The following is a 20,684-nucleotide window of genomic DNA, read 5'->3' on the forward strand; positions in this document are numbered from 1 at the left end:
ATTAGTTGATTGAAGGTTGCCACCACATTTTTTCATTTATCCCGTCTCCCCCCATACGACTCACAGCATCCTGATAATTTACTTTGTTTAAAGATTGTACAATTGTTGGATAATTTAAACGTACTGGCATTTTCCCTTGATTCAACAAGCCCGGACCTTTGTATAAATCCAATAATTGGGTTCTACGATATTCGTACCACTGTTGGAAATCCGTAAATAGCATCGCATAGTATTTTTGCAAATGCACCTTTTTCAATTTCGCATGATCACTATCTGTGGGCAGCAACTGAACCTTTGCACTGCTTAGGTAAGATGCTGGCGCTGTTAGCCCCCAGTATTCCATAGCCGCGTTCACCCCCTTTAAATAGGCTCCAGGCGCATCAACCTGAGCATACCCTCTCATACCACATTCAGCAATAATAAATTGCAACTCGGCGTAATTCATGATATTCCCCATATGCGAGTCGGCTTTTAGACTTGTTAAAAGCGTTGATTGTTGCTCGGGGACATTTCCTCTCTGGTATCCGGACTGCATACCGCCATATACTCCTAATGTGGCTTCAGTGGCCCAAATTTTTAATCGTGGGTCTGAAAGGTCCAGCAGATTATTGATAAAAAACTCTGAATAGCCTTTGTTTCCATTAAAATCTATGTCACGGCTATTAAAATAAGGATTCATATAAGGCTGTACATTGGTGTAGTATAAAGCAGCCGTTTCTGCATTGCTTTGCATCACCGGATATTCAGCGGCATTCGTTTCTAATATTTCTTTGATCTTTGCAACGGCATTGGTTTCTGACTTATGTGCTATACGTAGCAATAATCGGAGATATAAAGAATTACCAAATTTCTGCCATTTTCCAGGATCTGAATTAAATATAGGATCCATCGCTAAATTGGTCGATTCGACAGCAACCTTACCTTTCAAAAGCGTATTGGCCTCTTCTAATTTTCTAAAGATATCCGCATAAATATCGGACTGTTTATCAAATACAGGAGTTAAATTACTATCACTATACCCTTTATTGCTGTCTGTATAAGGTACATCACCATACATATCAGTTATTAACGAACTCACCCAAGCATCCAATATAAGCGAAATACCCTGGTATGTCTGGTAACCCTTCTGCTGCCCTTCCCCTGCCTTCTGATAAATGTCGCGTATATTCGTCAACTGTACGTACCATCCGGACCAGGTAGATTCCGCTTCTGACGGTCTGATTTCATACCGTTGAATCTCCAATGCATCATTCACCGTTACAGTCACTTGCATAAGCTCGTTGTTGATGCGCATATTCCGTGATAAATTTGTGTTTAACACATTGAGTAAAGCTGGCGCGATGAGACTTTGTGGCGCTGCCGCAGAAATTGCATTTGGATTTGTATTTATTGCGACAAAATCTTTTGTACAGCTCTGTAGTATCCCACAGGCTGCCAACAAAATAAAAGCTTTTCTTATATTCTTTTTCATAATACGCTGGATTTAAAATGAGAATGATAAATTGACACCCATTGTGCGGGTTGAAGGGAACTGGGCAATCTCTGCGCCCTTCTCAATACCGCTTGAATTTAGCGATCCAAACTCTGGGTCAAATGAAGGCCATTTGGTCATGACAAACAGATCTCTTCCGTACACGCCAATTGATGCGCGCTCAATTTTCAAGCGTTCAACAAAAGACTTAGGTAATGTATAGTCAAATCTGACCTCACGAAGCTTTATAAAGTCCGTGGAAAACGTATTTGATTCTATATTATCCCGATTAAAATGTTTAGCATAATAATCTCCAGCAGACGCAACAACTGTATTCTTGCTGTAGCTTCCATCACTATTCTTCACAACACCATCGCCGATAATACCATTATATCGTCCCGGAATTGTCTTTTTTAATTTTCCCTCTTCCATCAATACGGCATGCGTCAACGAATATCCCACTCCGCCGAATTGACCATCAAATAAGAAATTAAATCTAAATCCTTTGTATTTAAATTCATTACCCCAACCAAATTTGGTCGTTGCATTTGGATTACCGATATACATGTTCTGTTGGGACAATACAGGAAGTCCATTTTCATAAATAATTTGACCATCCTGATTTCGCTCATATCCGAGTCCATAGATATCACCAAATCGTTTACCAGGTATGGCCACAATTGTTCCTCTACTTCCAAACAACGTGGATAGCACTAATTCTCCTTGCAGATCTGCAGGTATGGAAATAACTTTCGAATCATAGCTCGTAAAATTTCCATACATATTCCAATTTAAGCCATCTTTCTTCTTGATAATATCGCCAGAAAGCGCAATCTCTATCCCCCTATTCCGTACCTCTCCAGCATTCGTAATCTGATTTCTGAAACCGCTTGAAGGATCCAGCGGAGACTCAATAATCTGATCAAATGTCGAGTTTGAATACAGAGTAAAATCTAATCTAAGTCGATCTCTGAACATTCTAAAATCTGTTCCTACTTCATAAGAACGCGTACTTTCGAACGTCAGATTTTCATCTGGAACGGTGGTTGGATTTGTAAGCCCTCCAGTGGTCCCCTCAACACTACGGTAACCATAAGAGTTTAGATAAGCCCGTTTTCCTCCACCTCCGACTTGAGCAATCGATGCTCTGACTTTCCAAAAATTTATCGCTTTTGGCAGGTTTAGCAATTGGGAAATAACAAAACTTGTATTAAGCGAAGGGTATATAAATGGTTTAACTTCATTCCGTTTCGGAGATGCTAATGTACTCGCCCAGTCGATACGATTCGTTGCATCGACAAAAATCATATCCTTATAACTATAATTTAGTAAGGCATATAAGCTATTGGCTGCATATTCCTCGCGGTAAGGTAAATAAACGATTTTTTCCCTCGCATTGGCAAAATTATATTGGTTTGGATAAATTAGACTATTAGCGTAAGCATCATCTTTAATATACTTATTGTGCATCAATGAACCTCCAACCGATGCGCCAAATTTGTGAAGATTGCTCCGTTGATTGTTATATTGCAATAAAAAGTCGGAAGTAATTTCCTGGTTATTGATGGACTGCTCCCGGTAATAGCCATAAGCATATTTATAGGTATCAAATGGCCTGGATTGTTTGCGTTTATCATAGCTCCAATCGATTCCTGTCCGCACCATCAAATTCAACTCCTTATTGAATTTATAATCGGCCTGTAAATTTCCAATAATATTGTTTTTATCCTGCGCATTGATCATATCATTAGATATGGTTCTTGGATTATCCAACAGGTTTGAAAACGGAGTCATCTGTTCAATTCCTTCCTTTCCTGGAATCCAATTCTGCTCTAGCCAAGCTGCATTCACATTCGGCACAATGCCCCGTACAAAGTACATGTAACTTTGATTGTTATAACCGCTATTTGGTAAATTGTCTGATCCTCTATTATTAAAATTAATTTTTGTTGAGAGGCTCAGTTTATCCGTCACCTTGTTATTGAACTGCATAGCGATGGTATTCCGATTATAACCCATGTTGGGAATAATCCATTTGTTCGTAACGTTGGTATATGAAAACCGTGAACTGGTCTTTTCAGTAGCACCAGAAATACTGATCGAATTAGTAGACGTGAGCTCCGTTTGGAAAAGATCCTTTCGGTTATTTTCATAGGGTCTCCATAATGTCCGCTCTGGAGGTGTCAAACGATAGAAATTAGGATCGTACTGGTAATAATACTGTCCATCAAATTTGGGTCCCCAAGCAGAAGACGTACTTAAAGTACTTGCACCATCCTCTGACTGTCCGTAGGAATAATAAAGATCCTGATCAATCGCACCTTGACCATATTCGTATTGATAATCGGGCCATCTGTTAATTGTCCCAATTGCCGTATTCGAATTAACGGATACACCAATTTTATTTTTAGCCCCTTTTCCCTTTTTTGTGGTAATAATCACAGCGCCATGTGCGCCACGGGAACCATAGAGCGCTGAAGCGCCTGGTCCTTTCAATACTGAAACGGACTCGATATCATCCGGATTAATATCCGCCAATGATGTTCCAAAATCTACAGGAGAATCACTATCCAAATAATTGGAACTACCATTACCGGTCATCCGCGTCCCTCCTCCCATGACAACACCATCCACAACAATCAATGCGGAATTATCGCCCGTAAAAGATGTTTCCCCTCTTAAAATAATCTGATTGGATCCCAATGGCCCCGCACCCGACTTTACCAAATTCAAACCAGCGACTTTTCCTGTTAGAGCATCCGTCCAATTGTTTGAAATTGCATTCGTCAATTCCTCGCCTTTGACCGTGCTTATGGAATAGCCTAATGCCTTCTCTTCTCGCTGTATGCCTAGCGCTGTCACAACGACTTCATTGAGCGCCTCCGATCTCGCACTTAAAAAAATTTTAGCATTCAATTGGGCTGACGAAAAAGTTTGCGTTTCAGCTTCGTAACCGATTAGCTGAAAACGGATTGCTGTCCCTGATTCTACTTCAATATCGAAATTACCATTTCTGTCCGTCGCTCCTTTAACTACACCCGCTGCAAGGATTGATACGGATGCCAAAGGTTCTTTCGTCTGATTATCGACAACTTGCCCTTTTACTCTAATCTTGGTCTGCTTAACTGCATGCACAGCTTGATCAGATCCTAGTGGAGCCGCCATTGCTGTAAAATCCATATTACAGGCAATTGCTAATGCCACAAATAGCACTTTCGAGGAGGAGTGCCTTAGATTAATTTGGATAGGGTTAATACTAAACATAGTTATTGGTGTAAATTGTTAATTTTCAATTTGGCACAAAAATATATTCTTAACAAAAAGTTTGTTTTAACTTAATGTTTTCTTTTTGTTAACAATTGTTTCGAATAGTATTTCCTTTTATCATACTATTACCGTTTTAATAAAATGCTTTGAAGTTCACCCTGAAGGGATTATCATGCATTAGGCACGCTTTTAAGCGATCTTTCTTTGGTTATTTTATATTACAAATCGAAAATAATTAATAATATTTAAAAAACGAAATAAATCGAAATAATTTAAAACCCCATTTTAGAATAAAAAAACAAGAATTATTTAATCTTATAGGACTTATGAATCCATCAGAAAGATAGGTAATGGAGGATTATAGACGTTTTAAGTAAATTTACTCCCCCCTTTAAGTAGCTATTTAGTATTTTACATAACTACTATATCCATACTAAAACAATACCGTAACTATACTGGAAGTATACGGTAACTTTCATGTAAAACTACGACAAGAGTAAATAACCGTAGACACAGCTGCCAACTGGGGTAAAAAGTGGGTGATCAAAGCTTCAGAATCCGCAATACTGAAGAAAACAAAAAGAGCCCAAACTTTCGTTGGGCTCTTTATTACAATAGAAGCGTTAAGGCTTAAGCCTTCTCGAAACTCCACTTCACATAGTTAATGTTCTTGTCATGCGCCAAATACTTCCGTTCGTAATATGTTTTAATGGATAAAACGTTATCAACCAAGTCTGAATGGTAAAGATCTGTCGTTTCCTTATATTTTTTCAAACCCTGTAAATCGATCTGCTCCAGTGTGTAAGCATAAAAACCGTCATTGTCTGTTTTCAAATTCATCATCCCTTCAGGCTTCATAATGATTTTATAACGATCCAAAAACTTTGGCCCGGTCAATCGTTTCTTTTCTCGGCTATCTTGCGGTTGCGGATCCGGAAAGGTAATCCAGATCTCATCAATTTCATTTTCAGCAAAATGTTCAAGGATAGTCTCAATTTGTATCCGAAGAAAAGCAACATTCCGAATTCCATCCTCCAAAGCTGTTTTGGCTCCTCGCCAAATACGATTACCTTTAAAATCGATACCGATGAAATTTTTCTCCGGAAACAATCTCGCTAGATTAACAGTATACTCACCTTTACCACAAGCAAGCTCCAAAACAACTGGATTATTGTTACCAAATTGCTTCTCAGCCCATTTTCCTTTATATTCTTTGCCTGCGTCGAGTTGGATTACATTTTCAAAAGTAGCAACTTCAGCAAATTTACGTAGTTTGTCCTTTCCCATTTTTTAATAAATATCCCGCAAAAATAACCTTATATTCCCGCTAAAAAAAATAAATCTGAGAGACAGCACGAATACCGGTAATTACAGAACAATCTGAAGTCCTGTAGCAGACACAGGAATACATAAATTGCATACACACGGGCGAATTATATTGCATATAAAAAGCAATTTATCTAAGTTTGCAGGAATCAATAACTTATCGTGGAGAAAGACGCTAAAATTTATATAGCAGGCCATCGTGGAATGGTCGGATCGGCAATTCATCGCAAATTATCGGAGCTTGGGTACAACAACATTGTCACACGCACATCTTCCGAATTAGATCTGCGCAATCAGCAAGCAGTGGCTGATTTTTTCGATCAGGAAAAACCGGACTATGTTTTCTTAGCCGCAGCCAAAGTTGGCGGGATCATGGCGAACAACACCTATCGCGCTGATTTTATCTACGAGAATATGGCTATACAGAATAACGTCATCAAATCTTCCTACGATAATAAGGTTAAAAAATTAATGTTCTTAGGCTCAAGCTGTATCTATCCAAAAATGGCTCCGCAGCCTTTGAATGAAGACATGCTACTCACGGGCACGCTGGAGCCTACAAATGAGCCTTACGCAATTGCTAAAATCGCGGGAATAAAAATGGCGGAAGCTTTCAGGGATCAGTATGGATGCAATTATATCTCCGTTATGCCAACAAATCTTTACGGAATTAACGACAACTACCATCCGCAAAATTCACATGTCTTACCGGCCTTGATCAGAAGATTTCATGAAGCTAAAATCAATCAGCTCCCTGAAGTTATGATCTGGGGAACAGGGACCCCCTTACGGGAATTTCTTTTTTCCGATGACCTGGCAGATGCCTGCGTTTTCTTAATGAATAATTATGACGAGAAACAATTTGTCAACATTGGCATTGGCGAAGATTTAAGCATTAAGGAACTTGCCGAATTGATTAAAGACGTCATTGGTTACCAGGGAACTATTTCCTTCGACAGTTCCAAACCTGACGGAACACCGCGAAAACTCATGGATGTCTCAAAACTACATGCGCTGGGCTGGAAACATCGAGTTAACCTCCGGGAAGGCATTCAACTAGCTTATGCGGATTTTTTAAAGAAAGAAGCAAACGCTTCCGAATAAATCCAACACGATTGCATTAGTAAGTCTCGCTATAGGAAGGAATTCCGTACTCGTTAACCTCATCCTTGATCACTGCATTTTCAGCTTGCGCAGCTTTATTTTTCTTCTTTTTCTTGGGACGAATAAAGCTCGTTAATTTACCGATGAGACCGGTGATTTTATCTTGATTGATCTGGCCGACAGCACGCTCTGATAACAGCAACATCAGCGCTTTCTTTAAAACGCCCGTATTTTTTAGGAACAACCTATTCATAACAAAGGGCACGCCGATACGTAAGGTCTTTGTTAACCAATCGGAATCTGGATTGCTGCTTTTCGCAAACAACTGCTGAACGATATTTACCCCCGGTATATTATCTTTTAAGGTATTGAAAAAACGAATCGGAGCCTCTATTTTATTGTTGAGCAAGGTAAATTGAGCCTTAAGATAAGATTCTTGTTCGTTTTTTAGCGTCTTTAAACGGGAAATCTCAGCTTTAAGTTCCTGCAGATTACGTATTTTAGTCTGTTTATTGTTCATTTGTAGCCCTTTCTCTATCAAGTTTTTCCTTGTGCAGTTCTTCCTCTTCTTCCTCAATCTCGTCGTTCCACTTCGCTAAAAAACGGCGGATTGAAAGATCCATAAATTTGGATTCCAGCATAGGCTCAAAAACCCGTATTAAGATGATAATCACTAAAAAGATCCCTGCTGTAGCCAAAAAGCCCAGTGAATAGCTCCCCAATAGCTCCCCGAGCCAAAAACCCAGTGCCAAGCACAAAAAAAACAGAACGAACAACGTGAAAATTAACTTTGTCGCATCAACAACAAGGCTGGCGATCAATCTGGACGACCGTTCGATTGTCTTTAATTTGACAAGCTTAAACTGAGAGTCAACATACTCTTTGGTTTTTTGAAACGTACCGCTAAGTGAAAATTTTTCTTCTTCCATGCATCTAAAATTTATTCAGGCTATTTCAACTTCTAGCTTAAAAAACGAAAACGCAGCATCCGATGATGCCAACACAAATCCACTCTCTACGCATAAGGAGTAAATAGTTCGTCAGACAGCTATCCCTAGAAATAGCCTGATAATATGTATTCTACACCAATTATTCCAATGAATAATCTGCGGATTATGCATGTTCGATGATATCATCATCTAGCACTTCTTCGCTCTGATTTAATTTCCCTTTCAATGTAGAAACAATCTTCTCTTTAAAATCATTCAGTTGATCGAACTGTTCTTCCGCTCTTTCACGAATAGCATCACTCAAATCGCTTAATGAATCATTAATTTTATCTCTCGTATCCGACCCCTTGTCCGGAGCAAATAAAACTCCCAAAGCTGCACCTGCAGCAAGACCCGCTAACAACGCCAAAGCTACTTTACTTGTGTCATTCATTTCTTTTTCGTTTTAATTTCTAATTCTATTACGATGAAACTAGTCCTCGTTAATAATACAATTCACAAAGCAAATCGTTTGCCAAACGCGGCATTTAATCCATTATTTACGAGAAACTATACTTTCCAATATAATCATTTTTTGATAAAATTCGATTGACTTTCAATAATTCACCAAACAATTATTAACCCGTTCAGTTTTTTAGTATCTTTAAATCAACCCATTATAAAAATTATGCTAAATAAAACCTATTGCAGTGCCGTCTATGGTATCAATGCCTGCACAATTACCGTTGAGGTAATCGTATCTACAGGCTTGCATTATTATATTGTAGGCTTGCCTGACAATGCCGTTAAAGAGAGCTTAAGACGTGTCGAAAGTGCCATTACTTCCTGTCAACTTCACATGCCACGCCAAAAGATTGTTGTCAACTTGGCACCCGCAGACATGCGTAAGGAAGGGTCCAGTTATGACTTATCAATCGCGATCGGCATATTGGCATCCTCTGGACAAATGACAAATGAGCTTCTGGCAGATTATCTTATTCTAGGAGAACTATCCTTAGACGGAAGCATTAAGCCCATCCGTGGCAGTTTACCCATCACTTTACAAGCCCTAAAAGATGGCTTTAAAGGACTTATTCTACCCCAAGAGAATGCAAAGGAGGCCGCTATTGTCGGAGGTGTCGATGTGATCGGAGTAGAAAACCTCCGCCAAGTTGTTGATTTCCTAAATCATAAGATAAAAATTGAACCAACCCAAGTTGATATTCAAACGTGCTTTCATACCGGCACGAATAATTACGACGTCGATTTCTCGGATGTCCAAGGACAGGAGAATATCAAAAGGGCCCTGGAAATTGCAGCTGCGGGTGGTCACAACCTCATTTTAATAGGTCCTCCCGGCGCGGGTAAGACCATGTTGGCAAAAAGGCTACCGACGATCCTCCCGCCCCTCAATATGACTGAATCTTTAGAAACCACCAAAATACACTCTGTATCTGGAAACCTGAAAACCAAAGAGTCTCTCTTGACGGCACGGCCGTTTCGTTCTCCGCATCATACCATATCCGATGTAGCCATGGTAGGTGGAGGCTCTAATCCGCTCCCAGGTGAGATTTCACTAGCGCATCATGGCGTGCTGTTTCTTGATGAATTACCAGAATTCAAACGGAGTGTACTCGAGGTCATGCGGCAGCCTCTTGAATCACGGCAGATTACCATATCAAGGGCAAAACTCACGGTGGATTATCCGGCGAGTTTCATGCTCGTTGCCGCCATGAACCCCTGTCCCTGTGGCTATTTCAATCACCCCGAAAAAGAATGCATATGCGGCAGCAATACTGTACAACGTTATTTAAGTAAAATATCGGGACCTCTTTTAGACCGTATCGATCTGCATATTGAGGTGACGCCTGTACTATTTGACCAACTGAGTACGACACGTATAGCCGAAGACAGCCGTACTGTGCGAACTCGAGTCATTCAAACCCGAGAAATTCAGAAAGAACGGTTCGATTCTTTTCCAGACATCCATTGTAATGCCCAGATGAGTACACAATTGACCCGAGAAATATGTCAGATTGATGAGCCCGGAAGAAAGTTACTCAAAACGGCTATTGAACATCTGAGCCTATCTGCAAGAGCATACGATAGAATACTCAAAGTTGCTCGAACAATCGCTGATATGGAGCAAAGTAAAATGATCGAAAATCATCATCTCGCCGAAGCGATCCAGTATAGAAATTTAGATCGGGAAACCTGGGGTGGAAAATTTTAAAACTGAGCCAAACAATGCTTAATAACCCAAGGGAAACAGATAATCGTCAAGATCAGACCCGACAATGCGCCAAAGAAATGAGCATCGTGATTTATACCATCTTGCGCTTTTTTTGACGCCCACACACAGTAACCTAAAAACAAAAATGCAAACAGATAAGCCGGCATCGGTATAATCATCATCACACCAATGGTAATTTTCGGATCGAAAAGAATGTAGCTAAACAGAACCGCACAAATCGCACCTGAGGCGCCTAAACTATAGTAACCGGGGTTATTTTTTTGCTGGATGATTGTTGGAATATCGCTCAAGATTAAACTACCGATATAGATTACGGCAAATAAAATATGACCGTATGGACTTGCTTCTGCAAGTATGCGCTCCAAACCAAATGCAAAATAATAGAAGGTAAGCATATTAAACAGCAGATGCCCCCAATCTTTATGCACAAAGCCACTGGTAAGGATGGTATACCATTTTCGATTACGTGCGATACTATACGGATGCAACATCAGTTTACCGTAAAGTTGTTCATGTGAAAACGTATAGATACTGGTAGCGAGCGTAAAAAAGAAAATAATACTCGCAACAGGCATTTCTGTTAGATAATATAATAGCATAGTAATTCCTAGAATCGATCCTCTAAAAGTAAAACGTAAAGTTCTTTTGGTCCATGTGCACCCAAAACCAATCTTTTCTCGATATCAGCCGTCCTGGAGGGGCCGGTAATTGTAGAAATCATTGTCGGGATTTCCTGACCGTAACGCTTCTGCATATAGGCTAAAGCATCCTTTAGATCCCAAACCAATTGTGAAGCTTTGGCAATAACAATATGAATTGGAGGATATATACTCAACCTGCGTCCTGAAGCATTTGCATTACTCACCATAACACTTCCGTTACGCGCAACCAATGCTTCACATGAAGTAATGCTCGCATTTGCTGATTCAAAATCCTCCGCTGTTTTTAAAAAAGGGAAACCATATGGACTGAGTAAATTTTGAACACCTTGTTCCCAAGCGTATATATTTTTGATATTATTCTCCTCGGTCAATAAAATCAGATTTTCAATCAGACCGATCTCGCCATCACAATACAGAAACTTGCCTCCCGCAGCAGTCAATTCGCGAACAAAAACAATATCCACCAACTCATCCTCTTCTTTATAAAGCGGCGTTTCTTTGAAATTGGGATGTGGATTATCGTTTTTCTGTAGTAATGCCTGACGTACCCGTTTTAACATTATCTCTTTCGCTGTTGCGTTCTTCACGTTCATGGCGCAAATATATATAAATGCAGCGCTAGAGTGATCTAGCGCTGCAGCATTCAAATTAATTCAAATTATTGGAGGGTGTTTCTGAACTCTGCCCTTCGTTAGATCGCACTTCGTCCGGATGAACATCCAACGGTAAATCTGTCTGTGGAACTCCACCACCATCAGCACCATTCACAAACTCCTCGTAAGTAGTCTTGGTTTCAAATGGACGTTTACCTAATATCTCTTCCAAGTCCGACTGAAAAAGAATCTCTTTTTCCAATAGCTTTTCTGCTATTTTAATCAAACCCTCACGTTTATCCAGCAATAACTGTTTGGTACGTGCATAGACGTCATTAATTAAGTTACGTACCTCTGCATCAATCAGCTCTGCCGTTTTGTCAGAATATGGTTTTTGGAAAGATGCTTCAGAACTATCTCGGAAGGAAACATTGCCAACTTTATCATTCATACCGTAGATTGCTATCATCGCATACGAAAGTTGCGTGATACGCTCTAAGTCATTTTGAGCACCTGTTGAAATTCTTCCAAAAGTAATATCTTCAGCGACACGACCACCCATAGTCATACATAAACTGTCTATAAGCTGTTCTGTCGTATATAGGAACTGCTCACGGGGAAGGTACTGTGCATAACCCAAAGCAGCGACACCACGTGGCACAATAGACACTTTCACCAAAGGATCGGCGTGCTCTAAAAACCAGCCCGCAATAGCGTGTCCAGCCTCATGATAAGCAACAATACGTTTCTCTTCCGGAGAGATGATTTTGTTTTTCTTCTCAAGACCACCGATCACACGATCAACGGCATCCTGAAAATCCTGCATATCAATCTCGGGTTTATTTTTACGGGCAGCAATAAGGGCTGCTTCGTTACACACGTTGGCAATTTCAGCTCCCGCAAAACCAGGTGTCTGCGCCGATAATTTTTTTGCATCGACCTCAGCCGATAATTTCAACGGCTTTAGATGCACTTTGAAAATTTGCTCACGGCCAATCAAATCCGGTTTATCAATAGAAATTTGACGGTCAAAACGTCCTGGACGCAACAATGCTGTATCCAGTACATCGATACGGTTAGTAGCCGCTAAAATAATAACGCCTGAATCCGTACCGAAACCATCCATCTCCACCAATAATTGGTTCAATGTATTTTCACGCTCGTCATTACCGCCCATCATCGAGTTTTTACCACGAGCACGACCTATAGCATCAATCTCATCGATAAAAATGATACATGGTGCTTTCTCTTTCGCTTGCTTAAACAAATCGCGAACACGCGATGCACCTACACCCACAAACATTTCGACAAAGTCAGATCCGGATAATGAGAAAAATGGCACTTGAGCCTCTCCGGCTACCGCTTTAGCCAATAAAGTCTTACCCGTTCCCGGAGGCCCTACAAGCAAAGCGCCTTTCGGAATTTTACCCCCTAGATTGGTATACTTACGTGGATTTTTTAAGAAATCCACAATCTCCATAACTTCTTGTTTCGCTTCTTCAAGACCAGCAACATCATTAAATGTGATATTGATCTGCGATTCTTTATCAAACAACGTCGCCTTAGATTTACCTATATTAAAGATCGCACCGCCACCGCCGCCAGCACCACCGCCCATACGACGCATCAAGAAGATCCAGATTGCAGCCAATACCAACAACGGCAACATAAACGTGATAAACCAGCTTGCCCAAGGGTTGGAACGATCATCATAAGTCAACTGGACCTTTGGTGTACCTGGCGTTAATTCCGCTTGCGATGCAGCTAATTTCTTTTCTAAAACATCGGGAGAGGCATCCTTAAAAATATATTGTGGCCCCTTGTCTTCCTGTCCTGATAGACTTGGAAGCGGATCAGCAGCTTTTGTAGCGTCTTTAAAACTTGGGTTATCTTTCCAGCCCTTTTTTAGATAGACCTCCACTTCGACAAGATCATTCTTTTTATAGGCGACGAGACGCTCTACAGCGCCTGTATTCAACATACGTGTCTCAAAATCACTATAGCTAACTTCCTTAGCTGGGCTTTCTCCAAAAACGTACTGTAAGGCAAAAAAACCTAAAAACATGGCAATCATAAGCCACACAAAATTGAATTTTGGCGGTTTCGGGCTTACCTTACTACTCGGGATTTTTTTCATTATATCGTAATTATATTTTCTTTATAAATTTTTTCGTTGAGAACAATTAAGCGCTTTGGAAATGCTGTACTTCTGCATCTCCCCATAAATCCTCGATACCATAATGCGCTCTTTTTTCGGTCTTAAAGATATGTACAACCACATCCACAAAATCCAAAATCAACCATTCACCATTGGATTGCCCTTCTTTATATTGGGGTTCTTGACCAAATGCCTTATAGACTTCTTCTTCGACACTCTTTGCTATCGCATTCACCTGAATGTTAGAGTCGGCATGACAAATCACAAAATAATCGGAAACAGAACTGTGAAGATCTCTTAAATCCAAGCGAACGATCTCGTTTGCTTTCTTTTCTTGCATACCATAAACGATAATTTCTGATAGACGTTGGGACAATTCTGAACTTTTATTTTTACTCATTAAAAAATGTGATAGTTTTGACTTAATATTTATTTAATACTTTCAGTTTGCAAAATAACAATATTTCGGGACTTATCATCGGTCAAAATGCAATATATCTTGACAAAGTCGCCTCTACAAACGATTATCTCAGGGAATTATTGTCAAATTTCAAGCCACTAGCTGAAGGGACTGCCATTTTAGCAGAAGAACAATTTCAGGGCAAGGGGCAGCGCGGAAGCTCCTGGGTCAGTGAACCAGGGAAAAACCTAACGACATCTATCCTCTTAAAGCCTCATTTCCTGCCAATAGCGGAACAATTTGCACTTTCCGCAACAATCGCCATTGCAACCGTCAATTGGCTGAAAAGCAAAACCGAGCAGCCTGTAGCCGTGAAATGGCCCAATGATATTTACGTCAATTCAAAGAAAATAACAGGCATTTTAATAGAAAATAAATTAAAAGGCAGTAAAATAGAGCACGCAATTATTGGCATTGGTGTAAATATTAATCAACTTAATTTTGACACAGCAACAACAATAACCTCGCTCGCCTGCCTGACCGATCGACAGGATTACAACATCAAGGAACTGGCACAGGAGTTATTCCAAGTGATCCAACAGGAGTACCTGAACCTGTATAAGGAGGGCGCTCAATATCAGTTAAACCGCTACAACGCGTTATTGTTTTGGAGAGGTGAAGAAAGACCATTCCTAGTCGACGGCACCAAGAAGACCGGTATTATCCAACAGGTGTCTAATGACGGGAAGCTACTGGTTCTTTTGGAAGACACCTTGCGCGAATTTGATATCAAAGAAATTACACATCTTATTACTTAATCTTTACAAAAAAAGGATAACCCATTTTAGAATTGTCAAACCTTTGTTCTAAATTTGTCAACAGCGTGATTAAACCTTTATTCACCCGAAGCATCAAAGAACAAGAACACACTGCAATCATTGTAGTGAAAAAGGAAAGAACAAATTAAATTCTGATGAAAAAGTTAATACTGTTAATGACTGTGGTAATTTTTGCAGTTACGGGAGCATTCGCTCAGATTCACAAACCTGTAAAATGGACTGTGGCGAGCAAAAAGTTAAATAACAAAGAAGCTGTAGTATATGTGAAAGCTACAATCCAAAATGGATGGCACATTTATTCACAAAATGTGAAAGATGGCGGCCCAATTCCAACTTCTTTCAACTTTGCTAAAGCGGCAGATTATACATTGGTAGGTAAAACTGCAGAGCCGAAACCTAAGGTAAAACACGAAGATGTATTTAAGATGGATGTTGGTTATTTTACAAACGAGGTAATTTTCCAACAAAAAGTAACTTTAAACAAAGGAACTGCCACCGTTAAAGGCACTGTTGAATGGCAAGCATGTGATGCATCACAATGTCTTCCTCCAGACGAATATGCTTTTGCTGTGACAATCAAATAGTAAAAATGATTCTACACGGATAAATTAATAAGGCGATTCTCATCGCCTTTTTTTATTTTTGACCATAACATCAGAAATTCATACGCATGTTAAAAAACACATTCATTCTACTTTTAATTGCTTTTTTCAGTCTTTCTTTAACGACAGCAACTTTTGCCTCCGCACAAGATAGCTTAACAAGTACAGAAGGACTTCAATTTGAATCATCACCGGATACAGCTACTTCTGTTGAAGCGGTACCTGAGGATCTAAATTTTACAGCTTCACCTGACACAATGGTTAGTCAGGACAGCAGCAAAATAGCTCCTGCTAAGGCGAACGCTCCCTCCGGGCAAGAATCAAGTAAAAAATCACTTTGGAGTATCTTTATCGCAGGATTAGTTGGCGGCTTCGCAGCGCTACTCATGCCATGTATATTTCCAATGCTCCCACTTACCGTAAGTTATTTTACAAAACAGGCTGGAAGCCGCGCAAGCGGTATCAGCAAGGCACTCCTCTACGGTCTCTTTATTATTGTGATCTATGTCGCTTTAGGAATGATAATCACCATTTCCTTTGGTTCGGATGCATTGAATGCTTTATCCACAAATGGGGTATTTAACTTCCTATTCTTCCTCTTATTAGTTGTTTTCGCCGCATCCTTTTTTGGTGCTTTTGAAATCACGTTACCGAGTTCTTTTGTCAATAAAATGGATGCCAAATCCGACAAAGGCGGTCTCGTAGGGCTTTTCTTTATGGCATTCAGCCTTTCACTGGTCTCCTTCTCCTGCACTGGCCCCATTATTGGCACCTTATTGGTCGAAGCGGCCTCAAAAGGAGAACGCCTAGGTCCCGCAATCGGTATGCTCGGTTTTTCTATAGCACTTGCAATTCCTTTTGGCTTATTTGCAATGTTCCCTTCGATGTTAAAATCCCTTCCAAAATCTGGTGGCTGGTTAAATTCGGTGAAGGTTGTACTCGGCTTCTTAGAGCTCGCACTGGCGCTTAAATTCTTATCAAATGTAGATTTGGCCTACCATTGGAATTGGCTGGATCGGGAGGTGTTCTTATCGCTATGGATTGCCATCTTTAGTATGATGGGCTTATATCTTATTGGAAAGATTAAATTTTCACATGACAGTGAATTAAAATTCCTCTCCGTACCGAGAACTATTCTCGCTATCATTGTATTCTCCTTCGTTATCTATATGGTACCGGGGCTATGGGGAGCTCCCCTAAAATCAATTTCAGCTTTCTTGCCACCCTCGGCAACACAGGACTTTGACCTGTCGGCAGGAATAGCAGCCGCTCCCGCACACAGTGATGGTAAAGTCAAAAAATACGCGGAGATTTTTCACGAACGCGGTACACCAAAAGGATTTGATCCATATTATGATTATGATCAGGCCTTGGAAACAGCAAAAGAACTGAATAAACCTGTATTGATAGATTTTACAGGTTGGAACTGTGTTAACTGTCGGGAGATGGAAGCAAATGTCTGGACTGATCCTGCGGTTGCCAAACTATTGAAGGAAGAATTTGTTATGGCCGAATTGTTTGTCGATGATAAAACAGAATTACCTGCAAACGAACAATTCGTATCAAAATACAGTGGCAAAAAGATTAAAACGATAGGAAATAAAAACAGTGATTTCCAAGCATCGACGTTCAATAGCAATTCACAACCGTTATATGTTATTGTAGACGCCACTGGAAAGGTATTGGTACCTCAGTCTGGTGCAAATAGAAATATTGAACAATATAAAGCGTTTTTACAGAGCGGAATTGATGCCTTTAAGGCAAAAAAATAGCCTGTATACAGCAGAAGGTATCCGTCGAGATTAACAGCAGAGAACAAGCAATTATTAAATTTGCATTATCTTTAGCTCACACTTAGATGAATTGCAGTTAATAAAGCGATTGCTTGTTCTTAATAGCGATATTGGCGACTTCTAATAACGGAAATATAATTGTATATACGCTTAAAAATAGCTAAGTTTGAGTACGTATGAGTAACATTAAAAAAATTGCTGTTTTGACATCTGGAGGAGATGCTCCAGGAATGAATGCTGGTATCCGCGCTGTTGTTAGAGCGGGGATCTACAATAATCTTGAAGTATTTGGGGTACGCAGAGGTTATGATGGTCTAGTTAATGGTGAGATTATCCCTATGGATGCTAAATCTGTAGCCAATATCATACAACGTGGTGGTACTATCCTAAAAACAGCCCGCAGCGAGGCTTTCAAAACAATTGAAGGACGTAAGCAGGCTTATGAAAATTTACGCAGCCACGGTATTGATGCCATGGTTGTTATCGGTGGCGATGGTACATTTACCGGCGCATCCAAATTTATCGAAGAATTCGATTTTCCTATCATCGGTCTTCCGGGCACAATCGATAACGATTTGGCCGGCACAGACTTCACTATTGGCTATGATACAGCCATTAATACAGTTATCCAAGCCGTAGACAAAATTCGCGACACCGCCGAGTCTCACGATAGACTTTTTGTGATCGAAGTGATGGGCCGCGACTCTGGTCTTATCGCCGTCCGTTCTGGTATCAGTACCGGTGCTGAGGCAGTTCTGGTTCCTGAGTTCGAGGTAGACTATGATGCGATCATGAAAAGACTTGACAAAAGCCGTAAAAATAAATCATCCCGCATTATTATTGTTGCTGAAGGCGACAAAGAAGGCGGTATGGTGGTATCGGAAAAAATCAAGGAAAATTTCCCGCATTACGACGTTAGATTATCTATTTTAGGACATATTCAGCGTGGCGGAAGCCCTACTTGCATGGACCGCGTATTGGCCAGCAGGCTTGGAGTTGCAGCGGTAGAGGCTTTACTACAAGGCCGCAGAGGTGAAATGGCCGGACTGATCTGCAGTGAAGTAAGGTTCACACCCTTTAAGAGCGCCATCAAGCATAACGTAAAAATGAATGAAGATCTGCTTCGTATCATTGAAATCCTTTCGTTGTAAATTATCTAGTTTATTCTTGACTAACAATAAAAAAAGAGTATACATCGTGATGTATACTCTTTTTTTATGCCTTGTGTTTCTTGATTTGTTCAAATTCTTTGTAAAGGCCTGATACCCGAACGGTCATATTCCATAAGCGTACATGAGCTCCATATCAATCCCAGTTGTTATTTAAGCAAATTATTGCGGTATTCTTCAGATACCGGCGGCAACTGAATGGCCTGACCAGCTTTGGCCATCGAGTCCGCAAAATGATTCGTATTGCTGATCGCCTGTTCATATGCCTTAATAACCTGTTCCGATAGGTGTAGGACCTTTGGATCTTTAAGATCAACACGGTATTGATTATTTTCCAGTGTAACATGCTGATAAAAACGATATGCCGCAGCCTTTAGTTGACCCAGCTCCTGTTGTGACAACTGATCGATCCGGGCATTAGGCGGCAACGTAACATCGATAAATGTCGTGTCTTTAGCCAATTGATCAATCGGGTGATCCAAAGGTATGGCATGCAACGCCTCTAGGTTGACAACAGGAATTCCCTTATCTTGATCGCCACCGCAGGAAGCAATCACCGTCCCCAAGAATATACCCAAAATTACTGTTTTCTTCATCTTTACAATTTTATAACCCCAATAGCGCTAGAAATCCCATTGATCACCATGTTTAAATACCTAGGATTCATCATCCCCTAATCCCGCTGTTACGAGGATATAGCGGTTTCACGCAATCATTCGCTATAGCAGCAGACGAAGTTAGCAAATTCATTCAATGTTTTGCAGTCGTCACGCTATTCGCCTTTTAGAGTCGTCAATTAGTCGCGGCGCCAAAAAAGCGATTGGATGAGGACGACTATAAAAAGAAACCCCTAATTGCAGACTCAGTTCACATGAGTATAACAATTAGGGGTTATTCATGCCCAATGGCAACTAAATATCAGTTTACTTTAGCAATTCAGCTAACTTCGCATCCAAAGCCTCACCTCTTAAATTTGATGCGACAATTTTACCAGAAGGATCAATGAGGAAGTTTTGCGGAATACCACGTACTTCGTACAATTTTACCGGAGCTGATTTCCAGCCCTGTAGGTCTGAAACATGTGGCCATTGTTGTAAATTATCATCATGGATAGCTTTCAACCAAGCATCTTTTTTACCGGGATTGTCTAAAGAAACACCAAACACGGTAAATCCTTTATCTTTAAATTTATTGAAAGCCGCAACGACATTCGGGTTCTCATGACGACAAGGACCACACCAACTTGCCCAAAAATCCAACAAAACATATTTTCCTCTTAAGGAAGATAAGGAAATATTCTTTCCTGTTGTGTCTGGCAATGTGAAGTCAGGAGCTACCGAACCAACAGCTACTGCTTTCAATTTCTGGATACGCTCAGCCAATTCCTTCCCTTTTTCAGAATTTTTCAGTTCAGGAGACATTTTCTCAAAAGAAGCTACATATTCATTGACGTTTTCACCGCTGACATTCTCAGACAACAAATCCAACGTATACCAGCTTTTTGGGTTTTTGTTAATAAATTCAGCATCTGCTTTTTCCATTTTTTCGGAAATCTCACCAGCTTGTTTTTGTAAGCCTTCGATGAATTTAGGATCCTGTTTTTGCGTCTCCGAAGCCGCATAATATTGTTGGTTCAATGCCTCGAACGCATCTGTATGCGGTTTCACAAAAGCCTTGTACTGCGTCAGATCGTCATTAAGCGCCGTACCTGAGACCGTTGCATTTTTAAACCCTTTGGTTGCATCGACTTTGATAACGCCTTTAGAAAGATATAACTGTGCTGTCTCAGGTTGCTTTTGACTATTTCTAAGTTCTGCAAAAGTTAAGCCCTCCGGCGAATAGATCATCATACCTTTTGTTGGTGTAGCTACCTGTCCGTTGAACTTAAATTCGCCTTTTACGACCGTTGCTGAATCAGTCTGACGAGTGCCATTCGCAGCATACTGCATAAACACTTTCGCTTTGTCTGACGTCGTGTTTACTTTTCCTGTAACCGTGAAGCTTTCTTGTGCCATTAACAAGGCTGGTAAAAAGCTTAAACCCATTAATATTCCCTTTTTCATAATTATATACTTCCCATAAATGTAAAACATTTCCGTTTCACTGTCGTCCTATTT

Annotated in this window: 18 protein-coding genes; 6 read left to right on the top strand and 12 right to left on the bottom strand. The window is 40.3% G+C overall.

Annotation, left to right across the window (positions count from 1 at the left end; genetic code table 11):
• Position 1: 1 nt before the first annotated feature.
• From B3P16_RS14030 to trmB, 3 genes are all read right to left on the bottom strand, one after another.
• Positions 2–1,471, bottom strand: coding sequence for a SusD/RagB family nutrient-binding outer membrane lipoprotein (locus B3P16_RS14030; RefSeq protein WP_070561428.1), 1,470 nt, complete (start codon positions 1,469–1,471; stop codon positions 2–4).
• A 12-nt stretch (positions 1,472–1,483) separates the two neighbouring features.
• Positions 1,484–4,735, bottom strand: a complete 3,252-nt coding sequence (locus B3P16_RS14035; RefSeq protein ID WP_286843336.1) for a SusC/RagA family TonB-linked outer membrane protein — start codon at positions 4,733–4,735, stop codon at positions 1,484–1,486.
• A gap of 633 nt (positions 4,736–5,368) precedes the next feature.
• Complete coding sequence (gene trmB / locus B3P16_RS14040; RefSeq protein ID WP_286833378.1) at positions 5,369–6,025, bottom strand: tRNA (guanosine(46)-N7)-methyltransferase TrmB; 657 nt, start codon at positions 6,023–6,025, stop codon at positions 5,369–5,371.
• Positions 6,026–6,226: 201 nt separating this feature from the next.
• Between trmB and fcl the strand changes: the two genes are divergently transcribed.
• A complete protein-coding gene (gene fcl, locus B3P16_RS14045) occupies positions 6,227–7,168 on the top strand; it encodes a GDP-L-fucose synthase (RefSeq protein ID WP_286752792.1) in 942 nt (313 codons plus the stop codon).
• 16 nt (positions 7,169–7,184) lie between these two features.
• Here fcl and B3P16_RS14050 read toward each other — a convergent pair whose 3' ends face one another.
• From B3P16_RS14050 to B3P16_RS14060, 3 genes are all read right to left on the bottom strand, one after another.
• Positions 7,185–7,688 (bottom strand): hypothetical protein, encoded by a 504-nt coding sequence (locus B3P16_RS14050; RefSeq protein ID WP_286769206.1) that lies wholly within the window; start codon positions 7,686–7,688, stop codon positions 7,185–7,187.
• Positions 7,678–8,097 (bottom strand): phage holin family protein, encoded by a 420-nt coding sequence (locus B3P16_RS14055; RefSeq protein WP_286752794.1) that lies wholly within the window; start codon positions 8,095–8,097, stop codon positions 7,678–7,680. The genes B3P16_RS14050 and B3P16_RS14055 overlap by 11 nt, the downstream gene beginning before the upstream one ends.
• 184 nt (positions 8,098–8,281) lie before the next feature.
• Positions 8,282–8,551 carry a YtxH domain-containing protein gene (locus B3P16_RS14060; protein WP_046673135.1) on the bottom strand — a complete coding sequence of 90 codons (270 nt, stop codon included), beginning with the start codon at positions 8,549–8,551 and terminating at the stop codon, positions 8,282–8,284.
• A gap of 234 nt (positions 8,552–8,785) precedes the next feature.
• Here B3P16_RS14060 and B3P16_RS14065 point away from each other — a divergent pair, with 234 nt between their 5' ends.
• Positions 8,786–10,330 (top strand): YifB family Mg chelatase-like AAA ATPase, encoded by a 1,545-nt coding sequence (locus B3P16_RS14065; RefSeq protein WP_286843338.1) that lies wholly within the window; start codon positions 8,786–8,788, stop codon positions 10,328–10,330.
• Here B3P16_RS14065 and B3P16_RS14070 read toward each other — a convergent pair.
• Genes B3P16_RS14070 through rsfS form a run of 4 tightly spaced genes read right to left on the bottom strand, consistent with a single transcriptional unit; the run spans position 10,327 to position 14,164 of the window.
• Complete coding sequence (locus B3P16_RS14070; protein ID WP_286752796.1) at positions 10,327–10,950, bottom strand: rhomboid family intramembrane serine protease; 624 nt, start codon at positions 10,948–10,950, stop codon at positions 10,327–10,329. The genes B3P16_RS14065 and B3P16_RS14070 overlap by 4 nt on opposite strands.
• Before the next feature lie 8 nt (positions 10,951–10,958).
• Complete coding sequence (locus B3P16_RS14075; protein WP_070561445.1) at positions 10,959–11,606, bottom strand: LutC/YkgG family protein; 648 nt, start codon at positions 11,604–11,606, stop codon at positions 10,959–10,961.
• 55 nt (positions 11,607–11,661) lie between these two features.
• The gene (ftsH, locus tag B3P16_RS14080) at positions 11,662–13,743 is read right to left on the bottom strand and encodes an ATP-dependent zinc metalloprotease FtsH (RefSeq protein ID WP_286843340.1); all 2,082 of its coding nucleotides are present in this window, start codon (positions 13,741–13,743) and stop codon (positions 11,662–11,664) included.
• A gap of 46 nt (positions 13,744–13,789) precedes the next feature.
• Positions 13,790–14,164 (bottom strand): ribosome silencing factor, encoded by a 375-nt coding sequence (gene rsfS, locus B3P16_RS14085; RefSeq protein WP_046673130.1) that lies wholly within the window; start codon positions 14,162–14,164, stop codon positions 13,790–13,792.
• 47 nt (positions 14,165–14,211) lie between these two features.
• On the opposite strand from rsfS, the gene B3P16_RS14090 reads away from it, so the two are divergent.
• The 4 genes from B3P16_RS14090 (at position 14,212) to pfkA (ending at position 18,549) form a co-directional block, all read left to right on the top strand.
• Positions 14,212–14,982 carry a biotin--[acetyl-CoA-carboxylase] ligase gene (locus tag B3P16_RS14090; RefSeq protein WP_286843341.1) on the top strand — a complete coding sequence of 257 codons (771 nt, stop codon included), beginning with the start codon at positions 14,212–14,214 and terminating at the stop codon, positions 14,980–14,982.
• Positions 14,983–15,137: 155 nt separating this feature from the next.
• Complete coding sequence (locus B3P16_RS14095; protein WP_070561447.1) at positions 15,138–15,587, top strand: protein-disulfide reductase DsbD domain-containing protein; 450 nt, start codon at positions 15,138–15,140, stop codon at positions 15,585–15,587.
• Positions 15,588–15,673: 86 nt separating this feature from the next.
• Positions 15,674–17,377: a protein-disulfide reductase DsbD family protein gene (locus tag B3P16_RS14100; protein WP_286843342.1), complete on the top strand. Its 1,704-nt coding sequence runs from the start codon at positions 15,674–15,676 to the stop codon at positions 17,375–17,377.
• A gap of 197 nt (positions 17,378–17,574) precedes the next feature.
• Positions 17,575–18,549 carry a 6-phosphofructokinase gene (pfkA, locus tag B3P16_RS14105; protein WP_046673127.1) on the top strand — a complete coding sequence of 325 codons (975 nt, stop codon included), beginning with the start codon at positions 17,575–17,577 and terminating at the stop codon, positions 18,547–18,549.
• Positions 18,550–18,716: 167 nt separating this feature from the next.
• Here the strand turns inward: pfkA and B3P16_RS14110 are convergent, their stop codons facing one another.
• Entirely contained in the window at positions 18,717–19,163 is a 447-nt protein-coding gene (locus B3P16_RS14110; RefSeq protein WP_070561451.1) for a hypothetical protein, read from the bottom strand.
• A gap of 327 nt (positions 19,164–19,490) precedes the next feature.
• Entirely contained in the window at positions 19,491–20,630 is a 1,140-nt protein-coding gene (locus B3P16_RS14115) for a TlpA disulfide reductase family protein (RefSeq protein WP_286752798.1), read from the bottom strand.
• Between the last annotated feature and the right edge of the window lie 54 nt (positions 20,631–20,684).

The sequence above is a fragment of the Sphingobacterium sp. UBA7631 genome, from assembly GCF_002483935.1.
GTDB classification, from domain to species: domain Bacteria; phylum Bacteroidota; class Bacteroidia; order Sphingobacteriales; family Sphingobacteriaceae; genus Sphingobacterium; species Sphingobacterium multivorum.